Annotated in this window: 20 protein-coding genes; 4 read left to right on the forward strand and 16 right to left on the reverse strand. The window is 71.0% G+C overall.

Features of this window, described 5'->3' with window-relative positions; all coding sequences use genetic code 11:
• Positions 1–3 precede the first annotated feature (3 nt).
• From ACIO52_RS04405 to glpX, 3 genes are all read right to left on the reverse strand, one after another.
• The gene (locus ACIO52_RS04405; RefSeq protein WP_402641591.1) at positions 4–603 is read right to left on the reverse strand and encodes a hypothetical protein; all 600 of its coding nucleotides are present in this window, start codon (positions 601–603) and stop codon (positions 4–6) included.
• Positions 603–1004, reverse strand: coding sequence for a hypothetical protein (locus tag ACIO52_RS04410; protein WP_342801209.1), 402 nt, complete (start codon positions 1002–1004; stop codon positions 603–605). The genes ACIO52_RS04405 and ACIO52_RS04410 overlap by 1 nt, the downstream gene beginning before the upstream one ends.
• 102 nt (positions 1005–1106) lie before the next feature.
• Positions 1107–2150, reverse strand: coding sequence for a class II fructose-bisphosphatase (gene glpX / locus ACIO52_RS04415; protein WP_218719566.1), 1044 nt, complete (start codon positions 2148–2150; stop codon positions 1107–1109).
• A gap of 124 nt (positions 2151–2274) precedes the next feature.
• On the opposite strand from glpX, the gene ACIO52_RS04420 reads away from it, so the two are divergent.
• Positions 2275–2841, forward strand: coding sequence for a DUF4245 domain-containing protein (locus ACIO52_RS04420; protein ID WP_218719567.1), 567 nt, complete (start codon positions 2275–2277; stop codon positions 2839–2841).
• Between the two features lies 1 nt (position 2842).
• Here ACIO52_RS04420 and ACIO52_RS04425 read toward each other — a convergent pair whose 3' ends face one another.
• From ACIO52_RS04425 to ACIO52_RS04440, 4 genes are all read right to left on the reverse strand, one after another.
• On the reverse strand, positions 2843–4279 hold the full coding sequence (locus tag ACIO52_RS04425) for an FAD-binding oxidoreductase (RefSeq protein ID WP_218719568.1): 1437 nt from the start codon (positions 4277–4279) through the stop codon (positions 2843–2845).
• Between the two features lie 83 nt (positions 4280–4362).
• Positions 4363–4614: an exodeoxyribonuclease VII small subunit gene (locus ACIO52_RS04430; protein ID WP_218719569.1), complete on the reverse strand. Its 252-nt coding sequence runs from the start codon at positions 4612–4614 to the stop codon at positions 4363–4365.
• Positions 4611–5915 carry an exodeoxyribonuclease VII large subunit gene (gene xseA / locus ACIO52_RS04435; RefSeq protein ID WP_316575998.1) on the reverse strand — a complete coding sequence of 435 codons (1305 nt, stop codon included), beginning with the start codon at positions 5913–5915 and terminating at the stop codon, positions 4611–4613. The genes ACIO52_RS04430 and xseA overlap by 4 nt, the downstream gene beginning before the upstream one ends.
• A 92-nt stretch (positions 5916–6007) precedes the next feature.
• On the reverse strand, positions 6008–6610 hold the full coding sequence (locus ACIO52_RS04440; RefSeq protein ID WP_218719571.1) for a lipid droplet-associated protein: 603 nt from the start codon (positions 6608–6610) through the stop codon (positions 6008–6010).
• A gap of 114 nt (positions 6611–6724) precedes the next feature.
• On the opposite strand from ACIO52_RS04440, the gene ACIO52_RS04445 reads away from it, so the two are divergent.
• Positions 6725–7744 (forward strand): 4-hydroxy-3-methylbut-2-enyl diphosphate reductase, encoded by a 1020-nt coding sequence (locus tag ACIO52_RS04445; protein ID WP_402641598.1) that lies wholly within the window; start codon positions 6725–6727, stop codon positions 7742–7744.
• Positions 7745–7808: 64 nt separating this feature from the next.
• Here ACIO52_RS04445 and ACIO52_RS04450 read toward each other — a convergent pair whose 3' ends face one another.
• Together ACIO52_RS04450 and ACIO52_RS04455 are read right to left on the reverse strand one after the other, a co-directional pair.
• Positions 7809–8636, reverse strand: a complete 828-nt coding sequence (locus ACIO52_RS04450) for a DUF6542 domain-containing protein (RefSeq protein ID WP_402641601.1) — start codon at positions 8634–8636, stop codon at positions 7809–7811.
• A 51-nt stretch (positions 8637–8687) separates the two neighbouring features.
• On the reverse strand, positions 8688–9836 hold the full coding sequence (locus tag ACIO52_RS04455) for a DNA recombination protein RmuC (protein WP_342802209.1): 1149 nt from the start codon (positions 9834–9836) through the stop codon (positions 8688–8690).
• A gap of 134 nt (positions 9837–9970) precedes the next feature.
• On the opposite strand from ACIO52_RS04455, the gene ACIO52_RS04460 reads away from it, so the two are divergent.
• Entirely contained in the window at positions 9971–11167 is a 1197-nt protein-coding gene (locus ACIO52_RS04460) for an exonuclease SbcCD subunit D (RefSeq protein ID WP_342802210.1), read from the forward strand.
• Positions 11168–11201: 34 nt separating this feature from the next.
• Positions 11202–15017: an AAA family ATPase gene (locus ACIO52_RS04465; protein WP_402641605.1), complete on the forward strand. Its 3816-nt coding sequence runs from the start codon at positions 11202–11204 to the stop codon at positions 15015–15017.
• Between the two features lie 68 nt (positions 15018–15085).
• Here ACIO52_RS04465 and ACIO52_RS04470 read toward each other — a convergent pair whose 3' ends face one another.
• The 7 genes from ACIO52_RS04470 to ACIO52_RS04500 all read right to left on the reverse strand — a co-directional run bounded on the left by ACIO52_RS04470 (position 15086) and on the right by ACIO52_RS04500 (position 22047).
• Positions 15086–15727, reverse strand: a complete 642-nt coding sequence (locus ACIO52_RS04470; RefSeq protein WP_402641608.1) for a YitT family protein — start codon at positions 15725–15727, stop codon at positions 15086–15088.
• Between the two features lie 151 nt (positions 15728–15878).
• A complete protein-coding gene (locus tag ACIO52_RS04475) occupies positions 15879–16391 on the reverse strand; it encodes a methylated-DNA--[protein]-cysteine S-methyltransferase (RefSeq protein WP_402641610.1) in 513 nt (170 codons plus the stop codon).
• Positions 16388–17935 (reverse strand): Ada metal-binding domain-containing protein, encoded by a 1548-nt coding sequence (locus ACIO52_RS04480; RefSeq protein WP_402641612.1) that lies wholly within the window; start codon positions 17933–17935, stop codon positions 16388–16390. The genes ACIO52_RS04475 and ACIO52_RS04480 overlap by 4 nt, the downstream gene beginning before the upstream one ends.
• A gap of 89 nt (positions 17936–18024) precedes the next feature.
• A complete protein-coding gene (locus ACIO52_RS04485) occupies positions 18025–18207 on the reverse strand; it encodes a YbdD/YjiX family protein (protein WP_402642158.1) in 183 nt (60 codons plus the stop codon).
• A gap of 98 nt (positions 18208–18305) precedes the next feature.
• Positions 18306–20558, reverse strand: a complete 2253-nt coding sequence (locus ACIO52_RS04490; RefSeq protein ID WP_402641614.1) for a carbon starvation CstA family protein — start codon at positions 20556–20558, stop codon at positions 18306–18308.
• 231 nt (positions 20559–20789) lie between these two features.
• Positions 20790–21200 carry a VOC family protein gene (locus ACIO52_RS04495; RefSeq protein ID WP_316575989.1) on the reverse strand — a complete coding sequence of 137 codons (411 nt, stop codon included), beginning with the start codon at positions 21198–21200 and terminating at the stop codon, positions 20790–20792.
• Positions 21201–21204: 4 nt separating this feature from the next.
• The gene (locus ACIO52_RS04500; protein ID WP_316575988.1) at positions 21205–22047 is read right to left on the reverse strand and encodes a helix-turn-helix domain-containing protein; all 843 of its coding nucleotides are present in this window, start codon (positions 22045–22047) and stop codon (positions 21205–21207) included.
• Between the last annotated feature and the right edge of the window lie 82 nt (positions 22048–22129).

A 22129-nucleotide genomic window follows, 5' to 3' on the forward strand; every position in this document is an offset into this window, starting at 1 on the left:
GAACTACTGCCCCCCGGCCTTCTGCCTGTCTTCGTTGATCTGGGTGACCTTGGCCGCCACGCCCGTGTCGAGGGAGTACGCCTTGTCCGGATTGGTCGCCAGATACTGCCCGACCTGGCCCAATGTCGATACGTTGTCACCCATGTGGGAAAACGCTTCGGAGAACGAGGCTCCGCTGTAGTTGGGATCGGCGGCGAGGTTCCAGGTGTTCTCGCTGAGGACCTGGTCCCAGGACTTCTTGTCGATCTCCTCATCGGTGAGGTGTGGATTACCGGCGAGGTGGGTGAACATCTCTTTGAGCGTGTTCGAGGCCTGCTGGTCCATCAGGTAGTAGCGGCCCGCGGACAGGTCGAGCACCTCGGCGATCGCGTTGCCGGATTGCACCAGCGCGCGGATGCCCCACGACCAGCGCTCGGTGAAGGTCTCGAACGTGGCCTGCACGTTCGCTTTTCCCGCTTCCATGGCCGACATCGTCAACTGCGAGAACCCTCGGCCGACCGCGCCGGTCTCGCCGACGCCCAGTTCCGAGAGCTCGCTGATGATGCTCGTGATGCCGGCCGCGGCCTGGTTCAACAGGGCCGGATCGACATTCAGGTCCGACATCAGCCGTGCCCGTGCCGGGTCGTCGATTCTTCGGATGCCGGCGGCGGGAAGACCATGGGTGCCGCGGAGAGCATGTCGATCGCGACGCCGGTCGGGGCCGTTCGAGCTGCGGCGAAATCACGCAGGCGGCTGCCGAGGAAAGTGTGGAATCGGTATTCCTGCTCGGCGAGGACGCCGCGAGTCGTCAGGAAATGCGCGTATTCGGCGACGCCGGTGAAGGCGCACAACCACTGCAACCCACCGGACTCGAGTGTGTAGACCCGATCGTCGGGGCCGATCAACGGCACGAGCAGGGCCGAGGATTCGAAGGCTGCCGTCAGCTCGGCCGGTGCCCCGAAACCGGCGTAGAACGCGGCGATCTCCGAGCGTAATCGCCCCGAATCCACGTCGATGACACTCATGTCGGTTCCCCCATCCCCTGGTACCCCTGCGAGCCACCGTAGTGAACCGTGCAGGGATCGATCAAGGACGGGGCCGCGCACCGGGGTGCGCGGCCCGTCACATCACGGGAGGGGCGGGTTGGCGCTGTCGTCGCCGTCGAAGTCGACGGAGGAGTATTCGCGGAGCTTGGTGAGGCGGTGGTAGGCGTCGATCATGCGGACGGTGCCGGACTTGGAGCGCATGACGATCGACTGGGTGGAGGCGCCGCCGCCGAAGTAGCGGACGCCGCGCAGGAGGTCGCCGTCGGTGACGCCGGTGGCGCAGAAGAAGACGTTCTCGCCCGCGACCAGGTCGGTGGTGGACAGGACGCGGTCCAGGTCGTGGCCCGCGTCGATGGCCTTCTGGCGCTCCTCGTCGTCCTTGGGGGCGAGCATGCCCTGGAGCTCACCGCCGAGGCAGCGGAGCGCGGCGGCGGCGATGATGCCCTCGGGGGTGCCGCCGATGCCGACCAGGATGTCGACGCCGGACTCGGGGCGCGCGGCCGCGATGGCGCCGGCGACGTCACCGTCGGAGATGAGCCGGATGCGGGCGCCCGCGTCGCGGGTCTGCTGGATGATCTCGGCGTGGCGGGGGCGGTCCAGGATGCAGACCGTGAGGTCGGAGACCGAGGACCGCTTGGCCTTGGCGACGCGGCGGATGTTCTCGCCGATCGGGGCGGTGATGTCGATCGAACCGGCGGCGTCGGGGCCGACGGCGATCTTGTGCATGTAGAACACGGCCGACGGGTCGAACATGGCGCCGCGCTCGGCGACCGCGAGCACCGAGATGGCGCCGGGGGAGCCCTTCGACATCAGCGTGGTGCCGTCGATCGGGTCGACGGCGAAGTCGACGTCGGGACCGGTGCCGTCACCGACCGCCTCGCCGTTGTACAGCATCGGCGCTTCGTCCTTCTCGCCTTCGCCGATGACGACGACGCCCTTCATGGAGACGGAGCTGACGAGCTGGCGCATGGCGTCGACGGCCGCGCCGTCGCCACCTTCCTTGTCTCCGCGGCCGACCCAGCGGCCCGCTGCCATCGCGCCTGCCTCGGTGACTCGGACCAGCTCGAGTGCGAGGTTACGGTCGGGTGCCTCGCGGCGGCTGGGGGCGGGCGATGATGCCGTCATTGCGAAGTGCCTCCTTGGGCGTTGGTGTACGGGGGCAATTGTCGCATTAGGATCGGCACGCCCGTGCACGACCTGCGCTGCCCCGTCGGCGGCCTGGTCAGAGCCCGAGTGGATACTGGTAGCCGTGGCCCAGCAGAAGCACCGGATCTTCAACGACTATCGCGACCTGTTCTGGTCGCTGATTCCGCTGGTGCTGATCGCGATCGTGCTGGCGGGCGCGGCGAGCCAGTGCACGGTCGCGACGAATGGTCCGACCCAAGGTCAGGTGCCGCATTTCGACGTCGACGCGGCGCTGAAGTCCGATGCCAAGACCCTGCCGTTCGCGATCCGCAAGCCGGACCTGCCGCAGGACTGGGTGTCCAACTCGGGCAGCCGCGACACGATCGTCACCGCGGGCGGCGGCCCGGTCAGCACCGTCGGCTTCCTGACCCCGCAGGGCGCCTACATGCGGTACTCGCAGACCTCCGCTTCCGAGGAAGCCCTGTCCCGGCATGTGCTCGGCTCGCGCTACGCCACCGGCACCCAGGACGTCGACGGGCAGAAGTGGGTCGTCTACACCGAGCCGACCGAGGAGACCGCCTGGATCACAGATCTGGGCGGCGTCCGGATCCTGATCACCGGCGCGGGCAACGAGGCCGCGTTCACCACGCTGGCGCGGGCCATCACCGCCGCGCAGCCGCTGTCGAAGTAGCTCAGCGGCGGGAGGTGTCGCTGAGCCGATAGGTCCAGCCGGAGGTGGGCAGGGCCGTCGAGGTCGTGATGACATCGGTGGCGAGCACGTCGTCGACCTTGCCCTGGGCGAGCAGGCCGTGCGGGTCGAAGGCGCGTTTGGTCGCGATCTCCCGCGGTCCCCACGGCTTCATGCCGCCCGCGCCGAGCACCGGCGTGTGCGGGTTGGCGATCGAGAGCCCGGCCCGTTGCAACCGCTCGGTGATCGCGGCGAGTTGCGCCCGGCTCTCGTACTCGAACACCGGCGAGCCCTGGCAGGACAGGCCGCCGTCGATCCGCTTCATCTCCACGTGCAGCGGTCCGAGGTCGGCGAACTCGCGGTGCACCCGCACGATCGATTCGTAGAGGTCCGCGGGCGGGAACAGCGCCATCAACCCGGTGAGCTTCGGGTTGCGGCGCTGGTAGTGCAGCATCGAATGGCCCCAGGTGAACTCGTAGAGCGGCACGCCGTAGACGCCCTTGCCCTCGAGGCAGCGGTAGCGGATCTGCCCGCCGCACGCGTGCACCAGATCCTCCACGTTCGGCACCGACTGCACCGCGGCCAGCACCAGCACCATCGCCGCGCCGTCGGGGACCAGCCCGGCCAGGCCGGGGAAGTACTGCGGGAGCGGGTGCGCGTGCGGGGAGACGACCTTCTTGAGCACGCCGTCGCTGGTGCCCAGGTCGACCGAGAACCGGGCGGCCTGCTCGAATTCCGGGAACGAGATCACCAGCTCGTGCCATTCCCAGGCGGGCGCGACGGGAAGTTCGACCTCGGTGATGATGCCGTTGGCGCCGTAGGCGTGGTGCACGGTGTTGACCTCGCGGCCACGCAGCTCGACCAGTCGAGGCTGTTCCTCCACCGTCATCACCTCGAGCGCGGTGATATTGCCCGCGTCGCGCAGGATGCCCCACTGGCAGCTGCCGACACCCGCGTGGCCGCCGGCGATGTAGCCGCCGATCGTGGCCTGCTGGGCGGTCGACGGGTGCATGCGCAGCTCCCAGCCGGATGGGCGGATCGTCGCGTCGATGTCGGCGACGACGGTGCCTGTCAGCGCGCGCACGCTGCGGGGTGGCTGCCTGGCCCGGTCACCGTGCCAGCCGACGACACCGGCGATGGCGGTCACATCGATCACCGCGCCGCCGGACAGCGGCACGCCCTGACCGAACTGGCCCGATCCCGCGCCGCGCACCGTGATCGGGACCCGATGCCGCGCGCACGCCGCGACGGCGACGCGCAGTTCCTCCTTGGTGCGCGGGGCGATGAAGATCTCGGCATTGCGCCCGCGCAGCAGATCCCGCAGGACCGGGCTCTGGGCGAACCGGTCCCGGCTCTTGGTGCGCAGCCTGCGCGTGTCGACGGAATGGTCGACCGCGCCGAGTTCGGTGCGCAGTCGGGCCAGCGCTTCGGTGCGTGACATCGCGGTGCCTCCCAGTGCTGTCGAGACGTGCGCACCAGGGTGCCCGCACCGTGTTTCGTCGCCGTAAAGGCGGCGTTGCCCGGCTACTCGCTCGCGTCGTCGGCGTGCGAGATGGCGTCTTCGACGCGCTTGCGGGCGCCGGCCAGGTGCTGTTCGCAGCGGGTGGCCAGGGCCTCGCCGCGCTCCCAGAGGGCGAGTGAGTCGTCGAGATCGAGACCGCCCTGCTCGAGCATCTTGACCACGTTGACGAGTTCGTCTCGGGCGCGTTCGTAGCCGAAGGCGGCGATCTCGGCGAGGGTGTCGGTGGGCTCGGTTCCGGCGTCGGGCACGATCATTTCCCCTTGTCGTCGGTGGCGGGTGTCAGGCGCTGGGTGCCGAGCGCGGCGGCGGTGACCGCGCCGTCGGCGACGCGGATGCGGAGCTGGCTGCCCGCGGGGGCGTCCTCGATCGCGCGAACCACGTGACGTTCCGGTCCGGCGACGCGTTGCACGACAGCGTAGCCACGGGCCAGCGTCGCGGCCGGGCCGACGGCGGTGAGCTTCTCGCGCAGGTGCGCGGTGGCGGTCGACTCGGTGCGCAGCGTCTGCTCGACGGTGCGCCGGGCCGCGACCCGCAGCCGCTCCACCTCGTCGTGGCGGTGCCGCAGCTCGCGCAGGGGATCGGCGAGCACCGGCCGCGAACGCAACTGGGCGATGATGTGGGTCTCGCGTTGCACCCAGCCGCGCAGCGCGGCGGCCGAGCGGGCCCGCATCTCGCGCACACCGGCGAGTTCGGCGGCGGCGTCGGGGACGATCCGCTTGGCGGCGTCGGTCGGGGTCGCGGCGCGCACGTCGGCGACGAGATCGCTCAGCGGAGCGTCGGGTTCGTGCCCGATCGCGCTCACGATCGGGGTCTTCGCGGCCGCGATGGCCCGGCACAGCGCCTCGTCGGAGAACGGCAGCAGGTCCTCGGTGCTGCCACCGCCGCGGGCGAGCACGATCACGTCGACGGCCGGATCGCGATCCAGGGCGGCCAGCGCCTCCAGCATCTGCGGTACCGCCGTCGGCCCCTGCACCGCCGTGTTCTTCACGACGAATCGCACTGCGGGCCAGCGGGTCTGGGCGACGGTCAGCACATCGCGCTCGGCCGCGCTCGCGCGCCCGGTGATCAGCCCGACGGTGCCGGGCAGAAACGGCAACGGCCGCTTGAGTCGGGGATCGAAGAGCCCCTCGGCCGACAGCAGCGCCTTGAGTCGCTCGATCCGGGCGAGCAGTTCGCCGATGCCGACCGGCCGGATCTCGGTGACCCGCAGCGACAGCGTGCCCCGCCCGGTGAAGAACTGCAGCTTGCCGTAGACCACCACCCGGCTGCCCTCGGTGAGCGGAACGGGACTGCGCCGCAACAACTCCGGATCACACGTCACCGACAGCGACATATCCGCCGAGGTGTCGCGCAGCACCAGGAACGCTGTCCGGGTGCCGGGGCGCAGGCTGATCTGGGTGACCTGGCCCTCCACCCACACGCTGCCGAGCCGGTCGATCCACTGGGCGACCTTCACCGCGATCGAGCGCACCGGCCAGGGCTGGTCGGCCGAACTGCCCGGTGCGCCCTCGGCGGAGCCCGCCGGAGCGGAAGCGCCGGAGCCGTCCTCAGTCATACGTCAGGTATACGCGGCGCTACCGACACAAACAAAAGCGACCGCAACCGGCGCGTCGGCGCGGATTGCGGTCGCTGCGGAGGCGGGAGCGGCTACTGGGCCTGGACCGTCGCGATCCGGTTGGTCAGCATGGTGACGAACGGGGCGCGGGCGCGGGTCTGCTGCTCGAACGCCAGCAGCTGGGCCAGTTCCTCGACGGTCAGCATGCGCAGCCGGGCGCGCAGCTGGGCCAGCGTCATCGCCGGGTAGTCGTAGCGGATGGCGACCTCGGGGGCCTGCACCTCCGCGGGCTCCGGCTCGGCCGCGGGCTCCTCGGCGGGCTCCTCGGACTCGAGCACCAGCAGCGACGCGGGCGTGACCTTGCCGTTGGCCTGCTCGGCCGGGAGCTCCTCGGCGAACAGATCGAAGCGGCTGGCGTGGCCGTTGGTGGCCACGGTCGGCTCGGGCGCGACGTCCTCGTCGAAGGTGGCCCACGCGGGCTGCTCCTGCGGGGCCGAACCCAGACGTTCGAACAGGCCGTCGCCCTTGAGCGCGAGGCTGGTGACGAACTGCTGCACGTGCATGGTGGTCTGCAGCACGCGGCTCAGCGCGGTGATCGGGAAGTTGACCGCGGCGACGGGCAGCCGCCGGGTCTCTTCTAAGGCGTAGACAGCGGCACCGGCGGCGACCCGGGCCAGGTACGGAGGACGGAACATGGTCCCAGCCTGCCGCAAACCGCCTGTGATGCAAAGGTCCAGACCGCCCTGATGTGACTTTCGCCCCTCCATCCGCCCTGATCCCGCCCGCGCGGCGCACGTAAGCTGTGGACTATGACCTCGGCAATTCCCTTGAACGTCGGTATCACGCGCTCCGCGGGCGCGTCCGCTGCCGGTGGCAAGCGCGTGCTGCTGGCCGAGCCGCGCGGCTACTGCGCAGGCGTCGACCGCGCCGTCGAGACCGTGGAGAAGGCGCTGGAAAAGCACGGCGCGCCGATCTACGTACGCAAGGAGATCGTGCACAACCGGCACGTGGTGGAGACGCTACGTGAGCGCGGCGTCGTCTTCGTCGACGAGACCGACGAGGTGCCCGAGGGCGCGCTGGTCGTGTTCTCCGCCCACGGTGTCGCGCCGATCGTGCACGAGACCGCCGCCGAGCGGAACCTGCGGACCATCGACGCCACCTGCCCGCTGGTCACCAAGGTGCACCAGGAGGCCAAGCGCTTCGCCCGCGACGACTACGACATCCTGCTGATCGGCCACGAAGGCCACGAGGAGGTCGAGGGCACCGCGGGCGAGGCACCCGAGCACGTGCAGCTGGTCGACGGTCCCGACTCGGTGGACAAGGTCACCGTGCGTGATCCGTCGAAGGTGATCTGGCTCTCGCAGACCACGCTGTCGGTCGACGAGACCATGGAGACGGTCCAGCGGCTGCGCGAACGCTTCCCGACGCTGCAGGATCCGCCCAGCGACGACATCTGCTACGCCACCTCCAACCGGCAGACCGCGGTGAAGGCGATGGCGCCCGAATGCGATCTGGTGATCGTGGTCGGCTCGCGCAACTCCTCCAACTCGGTGCGGCTGGTCGAGGTCGCCCTCGGCGCCGGCGCGCGGGCCGCGTACCTGGTCGACTACGCCCGCGAGGTCGACCTCGCCTGGCTCGAGGGTGTGCGCACGATCGGCATCACCTCGGGCGCGTCGGTCCCGGAGATTCTGGTGACCGGTGTCCTCGATCTGCTGGCCGAGCACGGCTTCGGCGAGGTGCAGCCGGTGACCACGGCCAACGAGACCCTGGTGTTCGCGCTGCCGCGTGAGCTGCGCGCGTCGCGTCGCGACGCCGCGACCCAGGACTGACCCGAGGACCGATAGACAAAAGGAATCCCCCGTCGCGTGGTCGCGGCGGGGGATTCCTTTCTACTCACACGTTGTCGGGCCTGCGCCGTTCGGTGCGGCCGGTGTCGGCGCGATCGCGGTAGCGCACCGTGGGCTGGGGGTGCGGCTGCGGGTCGGGCCTGCGTCGGGGGGTGCGCGCGGGTTCGGCCTCGCGCGGGGCGGCGTTGCGGCCGCCGCGGGGTTCCCTGGTCCGGGACGCGGCGGGCGCGCGCTTGGGCTCGGCCGGGCGGGGGGCGCGGCGGGCCGGGCTGGCCAGGTCGACCTCGGTGGCCGGGTCGTCCAGGACGGCGGTGGCGCGGCGGGCGCGCTGGCGGCCGGTGTCGCCCGCGGTCTCGGGGCGGCGGCGCTTGGCCGGCTTGCGCTCGGCCTTGCGTTCGGTCCGGCGCTCGGCGGACAGTGGCTGGGCGGTGGCGGGGGTGCGCTTGGCGATCGCGATCCGCGCGCCGCCGACGGCCAGCACCAGCACGGTGGCCAGCATCATCGTCGGGAACCGCTCCACCAGCGGGATGATCAGGTTCATCAGCACGTCTTTGATGGAGGTGGTGGCGCGCCCACCCAGCAGCTGACAGGCCACCGGCACCGCGACGAACAGCAGCAGCGGCGGCATGACCATGGTGGAGAACAGCCCGCGGAACCGCACGGCGCACACCGCCAGCACACAGCCGAGCACATACAGCGCCGAGAAGGTGCCCGTCGGGTAGGTCTCGCCGCCGATCGCGTCGATCACGAACCCGAACATCGTCATGCCCGCGGCAAGCAGAATCGCGGCCCAGGCGGGGATGCCGGGCACCGAGGGCAGGATCGAACGTTGCGGCGCGGGCACCCGGGGTCGCGCACGTTGGGAAGCAGCCACACTATGACACTAACCGCACAACGCGCCGTCAGGCGCTGCGGCACGGGGATCTCAGCGGCGATCCTCGGCGTCGGCGAACGCCACGGCCCGCGGTCTGGCCTCGGTCAACCGGATTGCCGGGAGCTCCTGATCGCCGATGCCGAGATCGTGCATCCGGCGCGCGGTGACCATCACCCGCGACTCGACCGAGCCGACGGTGGCGTTGAAAGCCGCTACTGCCTTACCGAGATTCACCCCGAGATTGTCCAGGTGATCGGCCACCTTGCCGACCCGGGTGTAGAGCTCCTTGCCCAATTGCTGCACCGTTGCCATATCGCGCGACAGCGCTTCCTGCCGCCAACTGAACGCGACCGTCCGCAGCAGCGCGATGAGCGTAGTGGGGGTTGCCAGGATCACGTTCCGCCCGAACGCGTACTCCAGCAGCCCCGCGTCGGTGGTGAGCGCGGCGTCGAGGAAGGGATCGCCCGGCACGAACAGCACGACGAACTCCGGCGCCGGATCGAACGCCGCCCAGTACGCCTTGTCGGCCAGCTGGTCGACGTGGGCGCGCAGGTGCTTGGCGTGCCGGGCCAGCAGCTGGTCGCGGGCCGTGGGGTCGTCGGTGGTCGCCGCGTCGAGGTAGGCGGCGAACGGGACCTTCGCGTCGACGACGATGTGCCTGCCGCCCGCCAGCCGCACCACCAGGTCCGGCCGCACCCCGCCGCGGTCGTCGGCGCCCGCCCGGTGCACCTGGGTGTCGAAATCGCAGTGCCTGGTCATGCCCGCGAGCTCGACGACCCGCTCCAGCTGGATCTCCCCCCAGCGGCCGCGGATCTGCGGCGCGCGCAGCGCCGCGACCAGCTGCCCGGTCTGGTCGGAGAGCCGGTGCGAGGTGCGCTGCATCCCGGCGACCTGCTCGCGCAGCCCCGAGTACGCGTCGATCCGGTGGTGCTCGACCTGGCGGATCTGCTGTTCGAGCGCGTCGACGGCATCCCGCAGCGGATCGACCATCGCGCCGATCGCGGCCGAATGCCTGCGCGCCGCATCCTCGTTCGCCGCGTGCAGCGATTGCTGCAGCAACCGTTGATTGTCCCCGGCCGCGGCGAGCCTGGCCTCCGCCGCGGCGGCACGCTGCCCGCCCCGGGCGGAATGCCCCAACCAGCCGAGACCGAATCCGGCGGCGAATACCAAGACGAGCGCGACGAGCATCGAGGCGGTCATAGCGGCGATAGTGCCGCAAGCCACCGACAAACTCGCAATCACCGAGCAACCCGGGCGTGGTGACGCGCCGGTGCGCGACGCCCGTGGGGTGCGTCGATTGAATTCTGTCGGGGGTGTGGCCTAAGTTTCGCGGCATGCGGATCCTGCACACCTCCGACTGGCACATCGGGCGCACCTTCCACGGCGTCGACCTGCTAGCCGACCAGGCGGCGGTGCTGGCATCGATCGCGGAGCTGGTCGCGGCGGAGTCGGTCGACGTGGTCGTCGTGCCGGGTGACGTCTACGACCGGTCCATCCCCAACGCCGACGCGATCGCGGTCTGCAACCGGGGGTTCGAGGCGATCCGGGCCGCGGGCGCGGTGATCGTCGCGACCTCGGGCAACCACGATTCGCCCGCCCGGCTCGGCGCGGGCGCCAGTTTCGCGGCGGCGGGCGGGCTGCATCTGTGCACCCGGGTCGCCGATGCCGATCGGCCGGTGCTGCTGGCTGACGACGACGGCGAGGTGGCGTTCTACGGGATCCCGTATCTGGAGCCCGAGATCACCCGCGTCGAACTCGGTGTGCCGCAGGCCCGCTCGCACGCGGAGATCCTCGACGCCGCGATGGGCCGCATCCGCGCCGATCTCGCCGGCCGTCCCGGCACGCGCACCGTCGTGCTCGCGCACGCCTTCGTCGTCGGCGGGGAGGCGACGGGTTCGGAGCGGTCGATCTCGGTCGGTGGGGTGGAGACGGTGTCGATGTCGGCGTTCGACGGCATCGACTATGTGGCGCTGGGCCACCTGCATTCGCCGCAGACCCTCTCGGAATCGGTGCGCTACAGCGGTTCTCCGCTGCCGTACTCCTTCGCCGAGAACTCCCATCGCAAGGCGGTCTGGATCGTCGACCTCGACGCCGACGGCCTGGCCGCGGTGCACCGCCACGACCTGCCGCTGGTGCGCGGGCTCAGCAAGCTCACCGGCACCCTCGACGAGCTGCTCACCGAGCCCGGATTCGCCGACGCCGAAGCGCATTATGTCTCCGCCACGCTCACCGACAGCGCTCGCCCGGTCGACCCGATGCGTAAGCTGCGCGAGCGGTTTCCGCACGCGGTCCACGTGGAATGGGTACGCCCCGAGGGCAATCCGGAACTGCACTACCGCGAGCGGGTGCACGGCCGCCGCGATGTCGAAGTCGCGGCGAGTTTTCTGACCGATGTGCGTGGGGAACCGACGGGAGGCGAGATGAGGTGGGTGGAGCGCGCGCTGGCCGCCGCCGTGCGCGAACCCGATGCCGGACGGGCCGAGACCCGGCGCGCCGCGGACGAATTCGACGCCATGGACGTGACCGCGTGAGTTCGGTGCCCGGCGGCGTGCTCGGCGGTGCCGCGTGAGACTGCATCGCCTGGAGATGGTCGCGTTCGGTCCCTTCGCCGAGTCCACCGTCGTCGATTTCGATGTGCTCGGCGCGGACGGCCTGTTTCTGCTGCACGGTCACACCGGCGCGGGCAAGACCAGCATCCTCGACGCGATCGCCTTCGCGCTGTACGGGCGGGTGCCCGGCGCGCGCGGGGAGGGCAAGCGGCTGCATTCCGATCACGCCGACCCGCAGACGCCGCCGAAGGTGATCCTCGACGCGACCCTGGGCGGTCGCCGCCTGCGCTTGACCCGCAGCCCGGCGTTCGAGCGGCCGAGCAGCCGCGACAGCACCCGGTTCACGGAGGTGCAGGCCAAGGGCACCCTGGAATGGCTCGACGGGTCCGGCGAGAATCTGTCCCGGCTCACCGATATCGGCGACGAGGTCGTGCGCCTGCTCGGCATGAGCGCCGACCAGTTCTTCCAGGTGGTGCTGTTGCCCCAGGGCGATTTCGCCAAGTTCCTGCGCGCCGAGAACGAGGACCGGGAGAAGCTGCTCGAAAAGCTCTTCGACACGCAGCGATTCGGCACCGCGGAGACCTGGCTGGCGGACCGGCGCCGGGCCGCGGAGGCCGACCTCACCGCGCGCACGCAGGGCATCGATCGGCTGATCACCAAGGTCGGCATGGCGGCGGGCTACGGCGGCGCGGAATCGGTCGGGCTGCCCGACGCGGTGGCGTGGTCCCAGGACCTGCTGGCCACCGCGCGCACCGAGCTGGCCGAGGCGAACGCGAATGCCGAACACCGCCAGAAGGACTCGACCGAAGCGCGCGCCGAGGCCGAAGAGCAGCGTCGCGTGGCCGGGCTGCACGTCCGGATGGCGGCGGCCCGCGCGGAACTGGCCGACTACGCCGCCGACGCCGCGCGCCGGGGCGAACTGGAGCGCGAACTCGAACAGGCGCGCCGGGCCGAGCCGGTGGTGCACGCCATCGACGAGGCGCGCTCGGCGGTGCGCGCGCTGCGTCGCGCGGAGGCGTCGACCCGGGCCGTCGCCGGTGAGCTCGCCGTTCAGCTGGGTGCCGAGGCGGCCGCGGATATCGCCGGACTCGACTTGCTGACGGTGGTCTTCGACGCCGCCGATGACGCACCTGTCGTGGAGTCCGGTGCGAGGTCGAATTCCGCTGATGGCGTCGCGGATACGCGACCGGACGACGTTGCCGGCGCCGACAGTCGATCGTTGGAGAGCACCCGGCGACGTGGTGTGCGGCGTGCCGATCTCGGCCGTGTGCGCGATGTCGAGGGTGACCTCGACGGTGCGGTCAGTCAGTGGAACGCCCTGCTCGGTGTGCTCGGCGAAGTCCGAGCCGACGCCGAGATCGCTCGTCAGCTCGCCGCCGATCTCACCGAACACGAGACCGAAGCCGCGCGGCTGACCCAGCGCGCGGGCGAATTCGCCCGGCGCCGTGCCGATCTGCCCGCCGTGATCGCCGGGGCGGGGGAGCAGTTGCGCGAGGCCACCGATGCCGCCGCCGCGCTGCCCGGGCTGCGGACCGAGCTCGGCAAGTGGCAGGAGTCCGCGGCGGCCGCCGTCGAATTGGCCGAGCAGCGACCGGCGTTGGACCGGGCACAGACCGAGTTCGACGCGGCGCGCCGGACCCATCTCGACGCCAGGGAGCGCGTGCTCGATCTGCGCACGCGCCGCTTGGCGGGCATGGCCGCCGAACTCGCTGGTGCGCTGTCGGCAGGCGCGCCGTGCGCGGTGTGCGGCTCCGCCGAGCACCCCGACCCCGCGCGCCCCACCGACGACGCGGTGTCCAAGGACGCCGAGGACGCCGCCACCGCCGCCGAGCAGGCGGCCGAGGCGGCGCGCGACCGGATCGCCGAGCGCATCGGCGTCATCGAACGCGAGATCGAGGCGCTGATCGCCCGTGGCGGCGACGCCGACCCGGTCACCCTGGCCGATGCCGTCCGCACCGCCACCCACCGCTTCGACGACGCCGCCGACAGCGCCGCCCGTGTCACCGCCCTCACCGCGCGCCTCGACACCCTGCGTGCCGAGGAAGCCGCCCTGCACGAGCAGTCCCGCGACCTCGACGCCCGCCTCGGCACCGTCACCGCGACGATCGCGGCCACCCGCACCCGCCTCGACGAACTCACCCTCCGCCTGCGCACCGCCGCGGGCGCCGACGATTCGGTCGACGCCCGCACCACCCGCCTCGAATCCCTCATCGCGGCCGCCACCGCCCTGCGCGCCGCCCGCGCCGAGGAGACCACCGCCCGCGACGCCGTCCGCCATATCGCCACCCGCGTCGAAAACCTCGCCCAGGCAGCTGGTTTCGTGCCCGAGGGCGACGAACGGACGGGCACTGGGCCGGCCACCGTGCCGCACGACGCGACGGCCGATGGCGCGGCCACCGCCGTAGTCGGTGACGGTAGTGCCACGGCTGTGACCGCCGACGGCAGCGTCACACCTGCGGCGGCTGACGCCGCCGCCACCGCGGGGACTGTTGACAGCAGCGCCACAGCTGCGACTGCTGGTGGCGCCGGCACGGCCCCGACCGGCGACGGCGGCACCACAGCCGCGCGTGCCCCGGCTGCCGACGGTTCCGGTGCGAGTTCGACGGCCTTCGACACTGTGGGGCCGGAGACGAAGTCGTCGACCGCCGATGATGCTCGAGAGTTGGCATCCGACGACGGTGTGGTGGCTCCGGCACCCGCGAACGGTGCAGTCGACGGCGGTGGATCTTCGCCGGCCGACAGTGGAGGCGGGGCGGGGGAGTCGTCGGGCGACGTCGACGTGCGGGCCGATGACGAATCCGCCGACAGCGCGGACAAACCGCGATCTCGTCCCGAACGAGCCGCGCGCCCGGTGCGCGTCGAGCCCGAGATGCCCACCCTGTTCGACCTTTTCGACGACGACCCGATCGACGACGAACCCGAACCCGCGCCCGAGCCCGCACCGCAGCGCGACGACATCGCCCTGCTCACGGCGTACGCCCAGCTCGTCACCGCCGTCGCCCGCACCGCGGCGCAGCAGTCGGCGATCGAGGCCGAACTCACCGCGGCCGACCGGGCCCGCGCTCACGCCGAGGCCGTCCTCGCCGAACCGCAGATCCGGGCGGTGGCCGAGCAGGTCCCGGCCGACCTGGCCGCGCTGGAGCAGCGCTTCGCCGACGCCCAGTCCGCGCTCACCGCGGCGGTGGCGGCCCAGTCGGCGGCCGCCGAGCGGGTCGCGCAGCTCGAACAGCTGGGGACTCAGCTCTGGGGCGAGGTCGAGCGGATCGCGCCCAAGCAGCGCGATTTCGACGAGCTGGCCACGCTGGCCGACGTGGTCGCGGGGCGGGGCGAGAACAATCGCCGGATGTCGTTGCGCTCCTATGTGCTCGCCGCGCGGCTCGAGGAGGTCGCGGTCGCGGGGTCGCTGCGGTTGCGCCGGATGTCGGGCGGCCGGTACGAATTCGTGCACTCCGACAAGGCGGGCCCGCGGGGCCGGCGCGGTGGTCTCGGCCTCGACGTCCGCGACGACTACACCGGCGCGGTCCGCTCCGCGAAAACGCTCTCCGGTGGTGAGACCTTCATGGCCTCACTGGCGTTGGCGCTGGGATTGGCGGATGTGGTCGCTGCCGAGGCGGGCGGCCTGGTCCTGGACACCCTGTTCATCGACGAGGGCTTCGGCAGTCTCGACGCCGACACCCTCGACGCGGTAATGGGTGTCCTGGACGAACTGCGGGCAGGCGGTCGCGTGGTCGGCGTGGTCAGCCATGTCGACGAGATGCGCCAGCGCATTCCCAGCCGACTGCACGTCGTGCGCGGCCGGACCGGCTCGCACCTCCAAGCAACTGTTGCCTGACGCCCGGAGCGCGGCTCACCCTGGGTAGCTGCTGATCCGGCGGTGGCTCCGCCCCGGACCCGCGCCGATCAGACGGTCGGTTCGGGCACCGGATCGGCCCGGACCTGGCCACCGGCCTTCGGTGCGAACCCCGGCAACCACCCGTCGACATACGGGATCATCAGCTGGATCAGCGGCCCGATGCCGAAGGCGTAGACCAGCGTGCCGATCCCGACGCTGCCGCCGAGCAGCCACCCGGTGGTCAAGACCGTCGCCTCGATGCCGGTGCGGACCGACCAGACCGGCCACCCGGTCCGGGCGACCAGTCCAGTCATCAGTCCATCGCGGGGACCTGGACCCATTCCCGCGCCGATGTAGAGCACGGTCGCCGCGGCGTTCACGATCACGGCGAGCACCATCGCCGCCACCCGTGTCCACAGGGCGTCGGCCGCGGGGATCAGCCACAGTCCGGCGTCGACCGACACCCCGATCACGATCACGTTGCTGACCGTGCCGAGGCCGGGCCGCTGCCGGAGCGGAATCCACGCGAGCAGCACGACGACGCCCGTCACCGCGGTGACGGCACCGAAACTGAGTGGCACGTGCGCGGCGACACCCTGGTGGAAGACGTCCCACGGATCGAGCCCGAGACCGGCCCGGATCATCACCGCCATCGACGTCCCGTACAACCACAGACCGGTGTAGAGCGCGATCAGGCGACGAGTGAGCATGGGTATCAGCATCCAGGCCAACTGGACCGCCCAAAAGAGCCAATTGCGAGGTACTGGCCTTATTCATCACCAGCCCGGCAATCCAGTGGTCTACTCGGTGTGCGCGCCCACTGTCCGTCCGGCCGCGCGCTCGGCCCGGTGCGCCCCCGCCTCAGGATTCGTGCGCGAGCAACCACCGCTTGACGTCCAGTCCCCAGCGGAACCCGCCCAGCGCGCCACCGATCCGCAGCACCCGATGGCACGGCACGAACAGCGCCGCCGCATTGCGCGCGCAGGCGTTCGCGGCCGCCCTGGTCGCGTCCGGTCGACCGGACAGCCCGGCGTACTCGGTGTAGGTGATCGGCTCGCCAGCGGGCACCTTGCGCAGGACATCCCACGCATGGGTGAGGAACTCGCCCGAGCGCTGCCGGACGGGGATCGCATCGATCGCGGTGAGCTCACCCGCGTGATAGTCGGTCACCGCCCGGGTGACCGCGCCGAGCGAATCCCGCTGTCGCAGCTCGGCGGGACGCAACGTGGGGTGGATGACGCGGGTCAGCTCGGCCGGATCAGCGGTCCAGCCCGAGGCGAGCACCGCGCCGTCGGCATCGACGACGGCGGTGAACGGGCCGATGCGGGTGGCGACGGTCGCGACGTCGGCGCGTCGAATGCTGGTGTCGGTCATGATGCTTCGCTTCCGTTGACGGGTCGGGTACGGCGGGGCGCGGCGATCACACCGCGATGTTCGAGCGCCGTCTTCCACAGGTGCATGGACAGGTAGGAGCGCCAGGGCGCCCAGCGGGTGGTGTGGTCGAGATCGAGGCCGGCCAGGGTCGCGCCCTGGCGCACGACCAGGTCGGTGCCGAGCAGGATGTCGGGATCGGCGAGCAGGCGCATGGTGACGTAGTCGGCCGTCCACGGCCCGACGCCGGCCAGCGCGAGCAGGTCGCGGCGAAGCTCGGCCGCCGTGCGGCCCGCGTGCAGGACCAGGTCGCCGTCGGCGATCGCCCGCGCGGCCGCCACGATGGCCGCCACCCGGCGGGCGGGTCCGGTCAGCACGTCCGCGCCGCGCTCGGCGACCGCCTCGGGGGTGGGGAACAGCCGGGGGGCCGGGCCGTCGATCCGTTCGCCGAGCGCGGCGACCAGTCGCGCGGTGTGCGTCGCCGCGGCTTGGACCGAGATCTGCTGACCGATCATGGTGCGCAGTAACAACTCCGGGCCGTCGAGGCAACCGGGCACGCGAATGCCGGGACCGAACCGATCGCCGGGCACCGCCGTCGCGACATCGCGCAGTCCGGTGTTCGCGGGCGGGACGGCGATGCCGAGACCCTCGTCGATGCCCTCCGGATCGGCGTCCAGGTCGAGCAGGTGTCGCACCCGCGCCACCGTCGGCGCCAGATCGCGCATGTCCCGCAGGGCCAGTTCGGCGCGCACGTGCCCGGACTGGAACGACAACCGAATGGTGGCGTGCCCGTGCGGAGTTCGCAGGCCGCGCGTGTAGACGCCGTCTTCCCACAGTTCCATGCCGGGCACGGTGTGCGCCGACAGGAACCACGACAGCCACCCGGTGTCGATCGGCTCCCGGTACGGCAGTCGCAGCGTGAGCAAACCTGGCGCGGCGGGCGCGACCACATCCGAACGCGGTGAGCGCCGCGACTCGGCGCGCATGGCCGTCGGGCTGACCGCGAACACCTCGCGGACGGTGTCGTTGAACTGGCGGATGCTGGCGAACCCCGCCGCGAAGGCGATGTCGGACATCGGCATCTCGGTGGTCTGGATCAACAGCCGGGCGGTGTGCGCGCGATGCGCCCTGGCCAGGGCCAGCGGGCCGGCGCCGAGCTCGGTGGTGAGCACCCGGGTGAGCTGTCGCTGGGAATAGCCGAGGGTCGAGGCGAGTGCCGGAACGCCGCCGCGCTCGATCACCCCGTCCCCGATCAGCCGCATCGCCCGCGCGGCCAGATCGGCCCGGACATTCCACAGCGGCGAGCCCGGCGCCGCGTCGGGTAGACACCGGCGGCAGGCGCGATACCCGGCCTGCTGCGCCGCTGCGGCGGTGGGGAGGAACGAGACATTGGCCCGCTTGGGCGTGATCGCGGGGCAGGAGGGTCTGCAGTAGATGCCGGTCGTGCGCACCGCGGTGAAGAACTGCCCGTCGAAGCGGGAATCCCGGGTCGAGACCGCCCGGTAGCAGCGCTCGAAGTCCAAAGCCGTGATCGTCACGGATTCCACAATGCCCGCAGACCGGACGGGCTGCTAGCGGAAATCGGCCACTTACCCCGGGCCTCGGCGGTCGGAAATTCGCGCGCCGCGCGGCGGCCTCAACAGCAGCGGGTGGTGGGGTTTCGCTCGGCCTCGGCATAGCGGTCGCGCCAGTACTGGCGCTCGCTGGGGACCGCGCAGCCGGGATGGTCGCGTCGCAGGTGATCGACGTAGCGCTGGTAGTCCTGACCGCCGTTGATCGCGCTGTACCACCGGGCGACCCCGCGCGCGCCCGCCCACACCCGCGACAGCAGCACTCGCGCGGTCGGGCGCGGCGCCGTGGCCGCAGGGCGGGGGGCGGCCGATCCGGTGAACCGGCCGTCCCCGTCCCGCGACACACTCACGACACGTGCGCCGATCCGGGTGCGGTCACCTTGCCCTCGGCGATCAGCGCGTCCCACTCCTTCTGCACGTCCTTCTCCGCGGCGGTCGAGACGAAACCGCTGGGCGCGAAGATCTTCGACGGCTGCTCCTCGGACTCGGTGCTCGACACCGTGCCCGAGCGAACGGCCCTGGCACACACGATCGCGCCGACCACGGTGACGATCAGCACCAGCACCGCGAACACGATCGAGAGCGTGCCCTGGATGAAGGTGTTGCGGATGGCGATGTCGACCTGCTCGGGCGTCTTCGCCGTCAGGCAGCCCGTGCCCGCCTCCTTGGCGGCCTGGCACAGGCTGTGCTGCTTCCAGTAGCCGAGCTTGGGGTCGGCGGAGAAGATCTTCTGCCAGGACGCGGTCATCGTGACGAGCAGATCCCAGACCAGCGGAACGCCGGGAATCCAGGCCCATTTCAGCAGTCCGCGCTTGATGATGATGGTCAGCACCACCGTCAGGGCGATCGCGGCGAGCAGCTGGTTGGCGATGCCGAACAGCGGGTAGAGCGCGTTGATGCCGCCGAACGGATCGTTGACGCCCATCAGCAGCACACTGCCCCAGCCCGCGACGACCAGCAGCGAGCACAGCCACGCGCCGACCCGCCACGACGGATCACGGAACTTCCTGAACCCGCCGCCGAAGTTGCCGAGCGCGTCCGAGACCAGGAACCGCGCGACCCGGGTGCCCGCGTCGATCGTGGTGAGGATGAACAGCGCCTCGAACATGATCGCGAAGTGGTACCAGAAGGCCTTCATCGATTCGCCGCCGAGGAACTTGTGGAAGACCTCGGAGATGCCGACCGCCAGCGTCGGCGCGCCACCGGTGCGCGAGATGATCGACTTCTCACCCACGTCGGCGGCCGCGTCGGCGAACAGCTCCGGCGTCGCCGGCGGGCCGGACAGGCCGAGCGTATTCGTGTACGCCGCGGCCTTTTCCGGGGTGCCGCCGGTGAGACCGAGCGGCGCGTTCATGCCGAAGTACAGGTGCTGATCGATGATCGAGGCCGTGATGATCGCCATCACCGCGACGAACGACTCCATCAGCATGCCGCCGTAGCCGATCATCCTGGCGTTGGATTCCTTGGCCAGCAGCTTGGGCGTGGTGCCCGAGGAGACCAGGGCGTGGAAGCCCGACAGCGCGCCACAGGCGATGGTGATGAACAGGAACGGGAACAGGCTGCCTGCGAACGCCGGACCCGTTCCGGTGTGCGCGAATTCGGAGACCGCGGGCGCCTTCAGCACCGGCATCGTGATCAGGATGCCCGCCGCGAGCAGCACGATGGTGCCGACCTTCATGAACGTCGACAGATAGTCGCGCGGGGCCAGCAGCAGCCACACCGGCAGCACCGAGGCGAAGAAGCCGTAGGCAATCAGGCACCAGGCGATGGTGGTGCGCGACAGCGTGAACCAGTCGGCGCCCCACTCGGTCTCCGACACCCAGCCGCCGCCGACGATCGCCGCCAGCAGCAGCACGATGCCGATCGCGGAGACCTCTCCGACCTTGCCCGGCCGCAGATACCGCAGGTACACACCCATGAACAGGGCGATCGGGATGGTCATCGCGATGGAGAACACGCCCCACGGGCTCTCCCCGAGCGCGTTGACGACGACCAGCGCCAGCACGGCGAGCAGGATCGTCATGATGGCCAGGATCGCCACGATCGCGGCGACACCACCGACCGCGCCCAGCTCGTCGCGCGCCATCTGCCCGAGGCTGCGCCCGCGCCTGCGCGTCGAGGCCCACAGCACCAGGTAGTCCTGCACCGCGCCGGCGAACACCACGCCGACGACGATCCAGATCGTGCCGGGCAGGTAACCCATCTGCGCGGCGAGCACCGGGCCGACCAGCGGCCCGGCGCCCGCGATGGCGGCGAAATGGTGACCGTAGAGCACCCGCCGGTCCATCGGCATGAAGTCTTTGCCGTTGTCGTAGAGCTCGGCGGGCGTGGCGACATCGTCGCGCGGCTTGGTGATCTTCCATTCGATGAACCGCGCGTAGAACCGGTACGCGATGATGTAGGTACAGACCGCCGCGATGACGATCCACACCGCGTTGACCGACTCGCCGCGTACGAACGCGACAATCGCCCACGCGATCGCGCCGAGCACGGCGATCCCCGCGAACACGGCCTTCTTGGCGGTCGTGATCGGCGTGCGATCGACGACACCGACCGGAGGCAAGTCCGGGTCGGTCCGCAGATATTCGATGGTCGCCATGTGCCAACTCTCCTGGTATAACGCGCAGAGCCTCGGGTGAAACATCGACAACGTAGCCGATCGGCCCAGCGCGCCGGACAGGATCACCCACCGTCGCGGCCAAGATGAAATTTTGTTCAGAGTTGGATGGAGCGCTGGCGCGCTCGAGGTCGCGGCCCCGGGACGGCCGCGACCCGCCGCTGCGCGGCGGGCCCCTCCTCGAGGTCGGGGCGTGCGTGGCTGGGAGCGCGGTTACTCGCCCCGGTAGGTGCCGAAGCTCCAGAGGTTGCCCTCCGGGTCGGCGGCGCTGAAACCGCGGGAGCCGTAGTCCTCGTCGCGCAGGTCGCGGATGAGGCGCGCGCCGGCCGCGGTGGCCCGCGCGTGCAGTGCGTCGGGTTCGTCGGTGACCAGGTAGAGCGAGGCGACGCCGGCCGGGCGGGTGCCGAAGGGGCTGTCGTCGCGGCCGGTGGAGCCGAACATGATGCCGCCGCCGCCCGGCCAGCGCAGTTCGCCGTGTTCGACGACGGAAGCGTCGTCGTCCCTGGCGTAGACGGCGACCTCTTCGAAACCGAAGGCGGTGGTGAGGAATTCGATCATGGCGCGAGCGTCGTCGAAGGCGAGGCAGGGCCAGACCGTGGTCTGGGTATTGGTTGAAGTGTCCATGTGTTCAGCCTCCCGCCGCGGGGGCGTTCGGGTCTTGGACGGATGGAATCTCCTCGGCCAGCCAGGTCGTCGGGGCGCAGCCGGCCAGCTCGGCGAAGTCGCGGTTCAGGTGCGCCTGGTCGTAGTAGCCGCAGGCAGCGGCGACCTGGGCGATGGAGACATACGACGGCGTATTCGCCAGCATCCGGCGCGCCCGCTCGAACCGGATGATCCGCGCGGCCAGCTTCGGGCTCGCGCCGAACTCGGCGGTGAACCTGCGGGTCAGATGCTGACGGCTCCAGCCGATCCGCTCGGCCAGCGGAGTGATCTCGCAGGTGCCGCCGGTGCCGACGAGAGTGCGCCATGCCCAGGACAATTCGGGACCGGCGAGGGTGTCGGTGCGGGCGGCGGCGGTGAGCGCGCGGTCGCAGGCGACGAAGCGGCTCGGCCAATCCGCGTGCGATTGCACGGCATCGGCGAGCTGATCGCCCAACGGGCCACCGGCGTCGGCGCATTCGATCGAGATGTCCCACAGTTCACTGGCCGGCATCCCGAACAGGACCCGGCTGCCCAGCGGGGTCAGTTCGATCGCGATGCCCTCCTGGAAACCGGTGTGCGCGATGGTCGCCGGGCTCGCTTGCAGGCCGCTCAGGACACAGCGGTAGCTGCCCGGCGCCTGGTGCGGGTCGGTGTGCTCGACCACGTCGATCGTCGGGCCGATGGCGACGATGAAGGTCATGTGCCGTGACGGCAGGCCCCGGTGCAGGCCGGGTTCGAATCCCGCGAGCCGGTAGCCGATATAGCGGTCGATGAATGCCGCCAATATCGGCGCGGGGGTCGCGGTCACCACCTCCGTGGTCGCCTCCATACGGTCACGCTACGCCGGGGGCGGTGCCGGCGACCAGGGCTGTGGGGCGGCGCGCTGATCGCCACGGCAGGGAGCGCACGGG

Origin of the sequence: Nocardia sp. NPDC087230, from assembly GCF_044744725.1 — a bacterium.
In the GTDB taxonomy this organism is placed as follows: Bacteria; Actinomycetota; Actinomycetes; order Mycobacteriales; family Mycobacteriaceae; genus Nocardia; species Nocardia canadensis.

Coding starts and splice junctions, on each gene's coding strand:
- ACIO52_RS04410 (WP_342801209.1), bottom strand. CDS start 1,004: ATGAGTGTCATCGACGTGGATTCGGGGCGATTACGCTCGGAGATCGCC.
- ACIO52_RS04405 (WP_402641591.1), bottom strand. CDS start 603: ATGTCGGACCTGAATGTCGATCCGGCCCTGTTGAACCAGGCCGCGGCC.
- ACIO52_RS04470 (WP_402641608.1), bottom strand. CDS start 15,727: ATGCTCACTCGTCGCCTGATCGCGCTCTACACCGGTCTGTGGTTGTAC.
- ACIO52_RS04500 (WP_316575988.1), bottom strand. CDS start 22,047: ATGGAGGCGACCACGGAGGTGGTGACCGCGACCCCCGCGCCGATATTG.
- ACIO52_RS04440 (WP_218719571.1), bottom strand. CDS start 6,610: ATGTTCCGTCCTCCGTACCTGGCCCGGGTCGCCGCCGGTGCCGCTGTC.
- ACIO52_RS04430 (WP_218719569.1), bottom strand. CDS start 4,614: ATGATCGTGCCCGACGCCGGAACCGAGCCCACCGACACCCTCGCCGAG.
- ACIO52_RS04460 (WP_342802210.1), top strand. CDS start 9,971: ATGCGGATCCTGCACACCTCCGACTGGCACATCGGGCGCACCTTCCAC.
- ACIO52_RS04425 (WP_218719568.1), bottom strand. CDS start 4,279: ATGTCACGCACCGAAGCGCTGGCCCGACTGCGCACCGAACTCGGCGCG.
- glpX (WP_218719566.1), bottom strand. CDS start 2,150: ATGACGGCATCATCGCCCGCCCCCAGCCGCCGCGAGGCACCCGACCGT.
- ACIO52_RS04475 (WP_402641610.1), bottom strand. CDS start 16,391: ATGACCGACACCAGCATTCGACGCGCCGACGTCGCGACCGTCGCCACC.
- xseA (WP_316575998.1), bottom strand. CDS start 5,915: ATGACTGAGGACGGCTCCGGCGCTTCCGCTCCGGCGGGCTCCGCCGAG.
- ACIO52_RS04490 (WP_402641614.1), bottom strand. CDS start 20,558: ATGGCGACCATCGAATATCTGCGGACCGACCCGGACTTGCCTCCGGTC.
- ACIO52_RS04495 (WP_316575989.1), bottom strand. CDS start 21,200: ATGGACACTTCAACCAATACCCAGACCACGGTCTGGCCCTGCCTCGCC.
- ACIO52_RS04455 (WP_342802209.1), bottom strand. CDS start 9,836: ATGACCGCCTCGATGCTCGTCGCGCTCGTCTTGGTATTCGCCGCCGGA.
- ACIO52_RS04445 (WP_402641598.1), top strand. CDS start 6,725: ATGACCTCGGCAATTCCCTTGAACGTCGGTATCACGCGCTCCGCGGGC.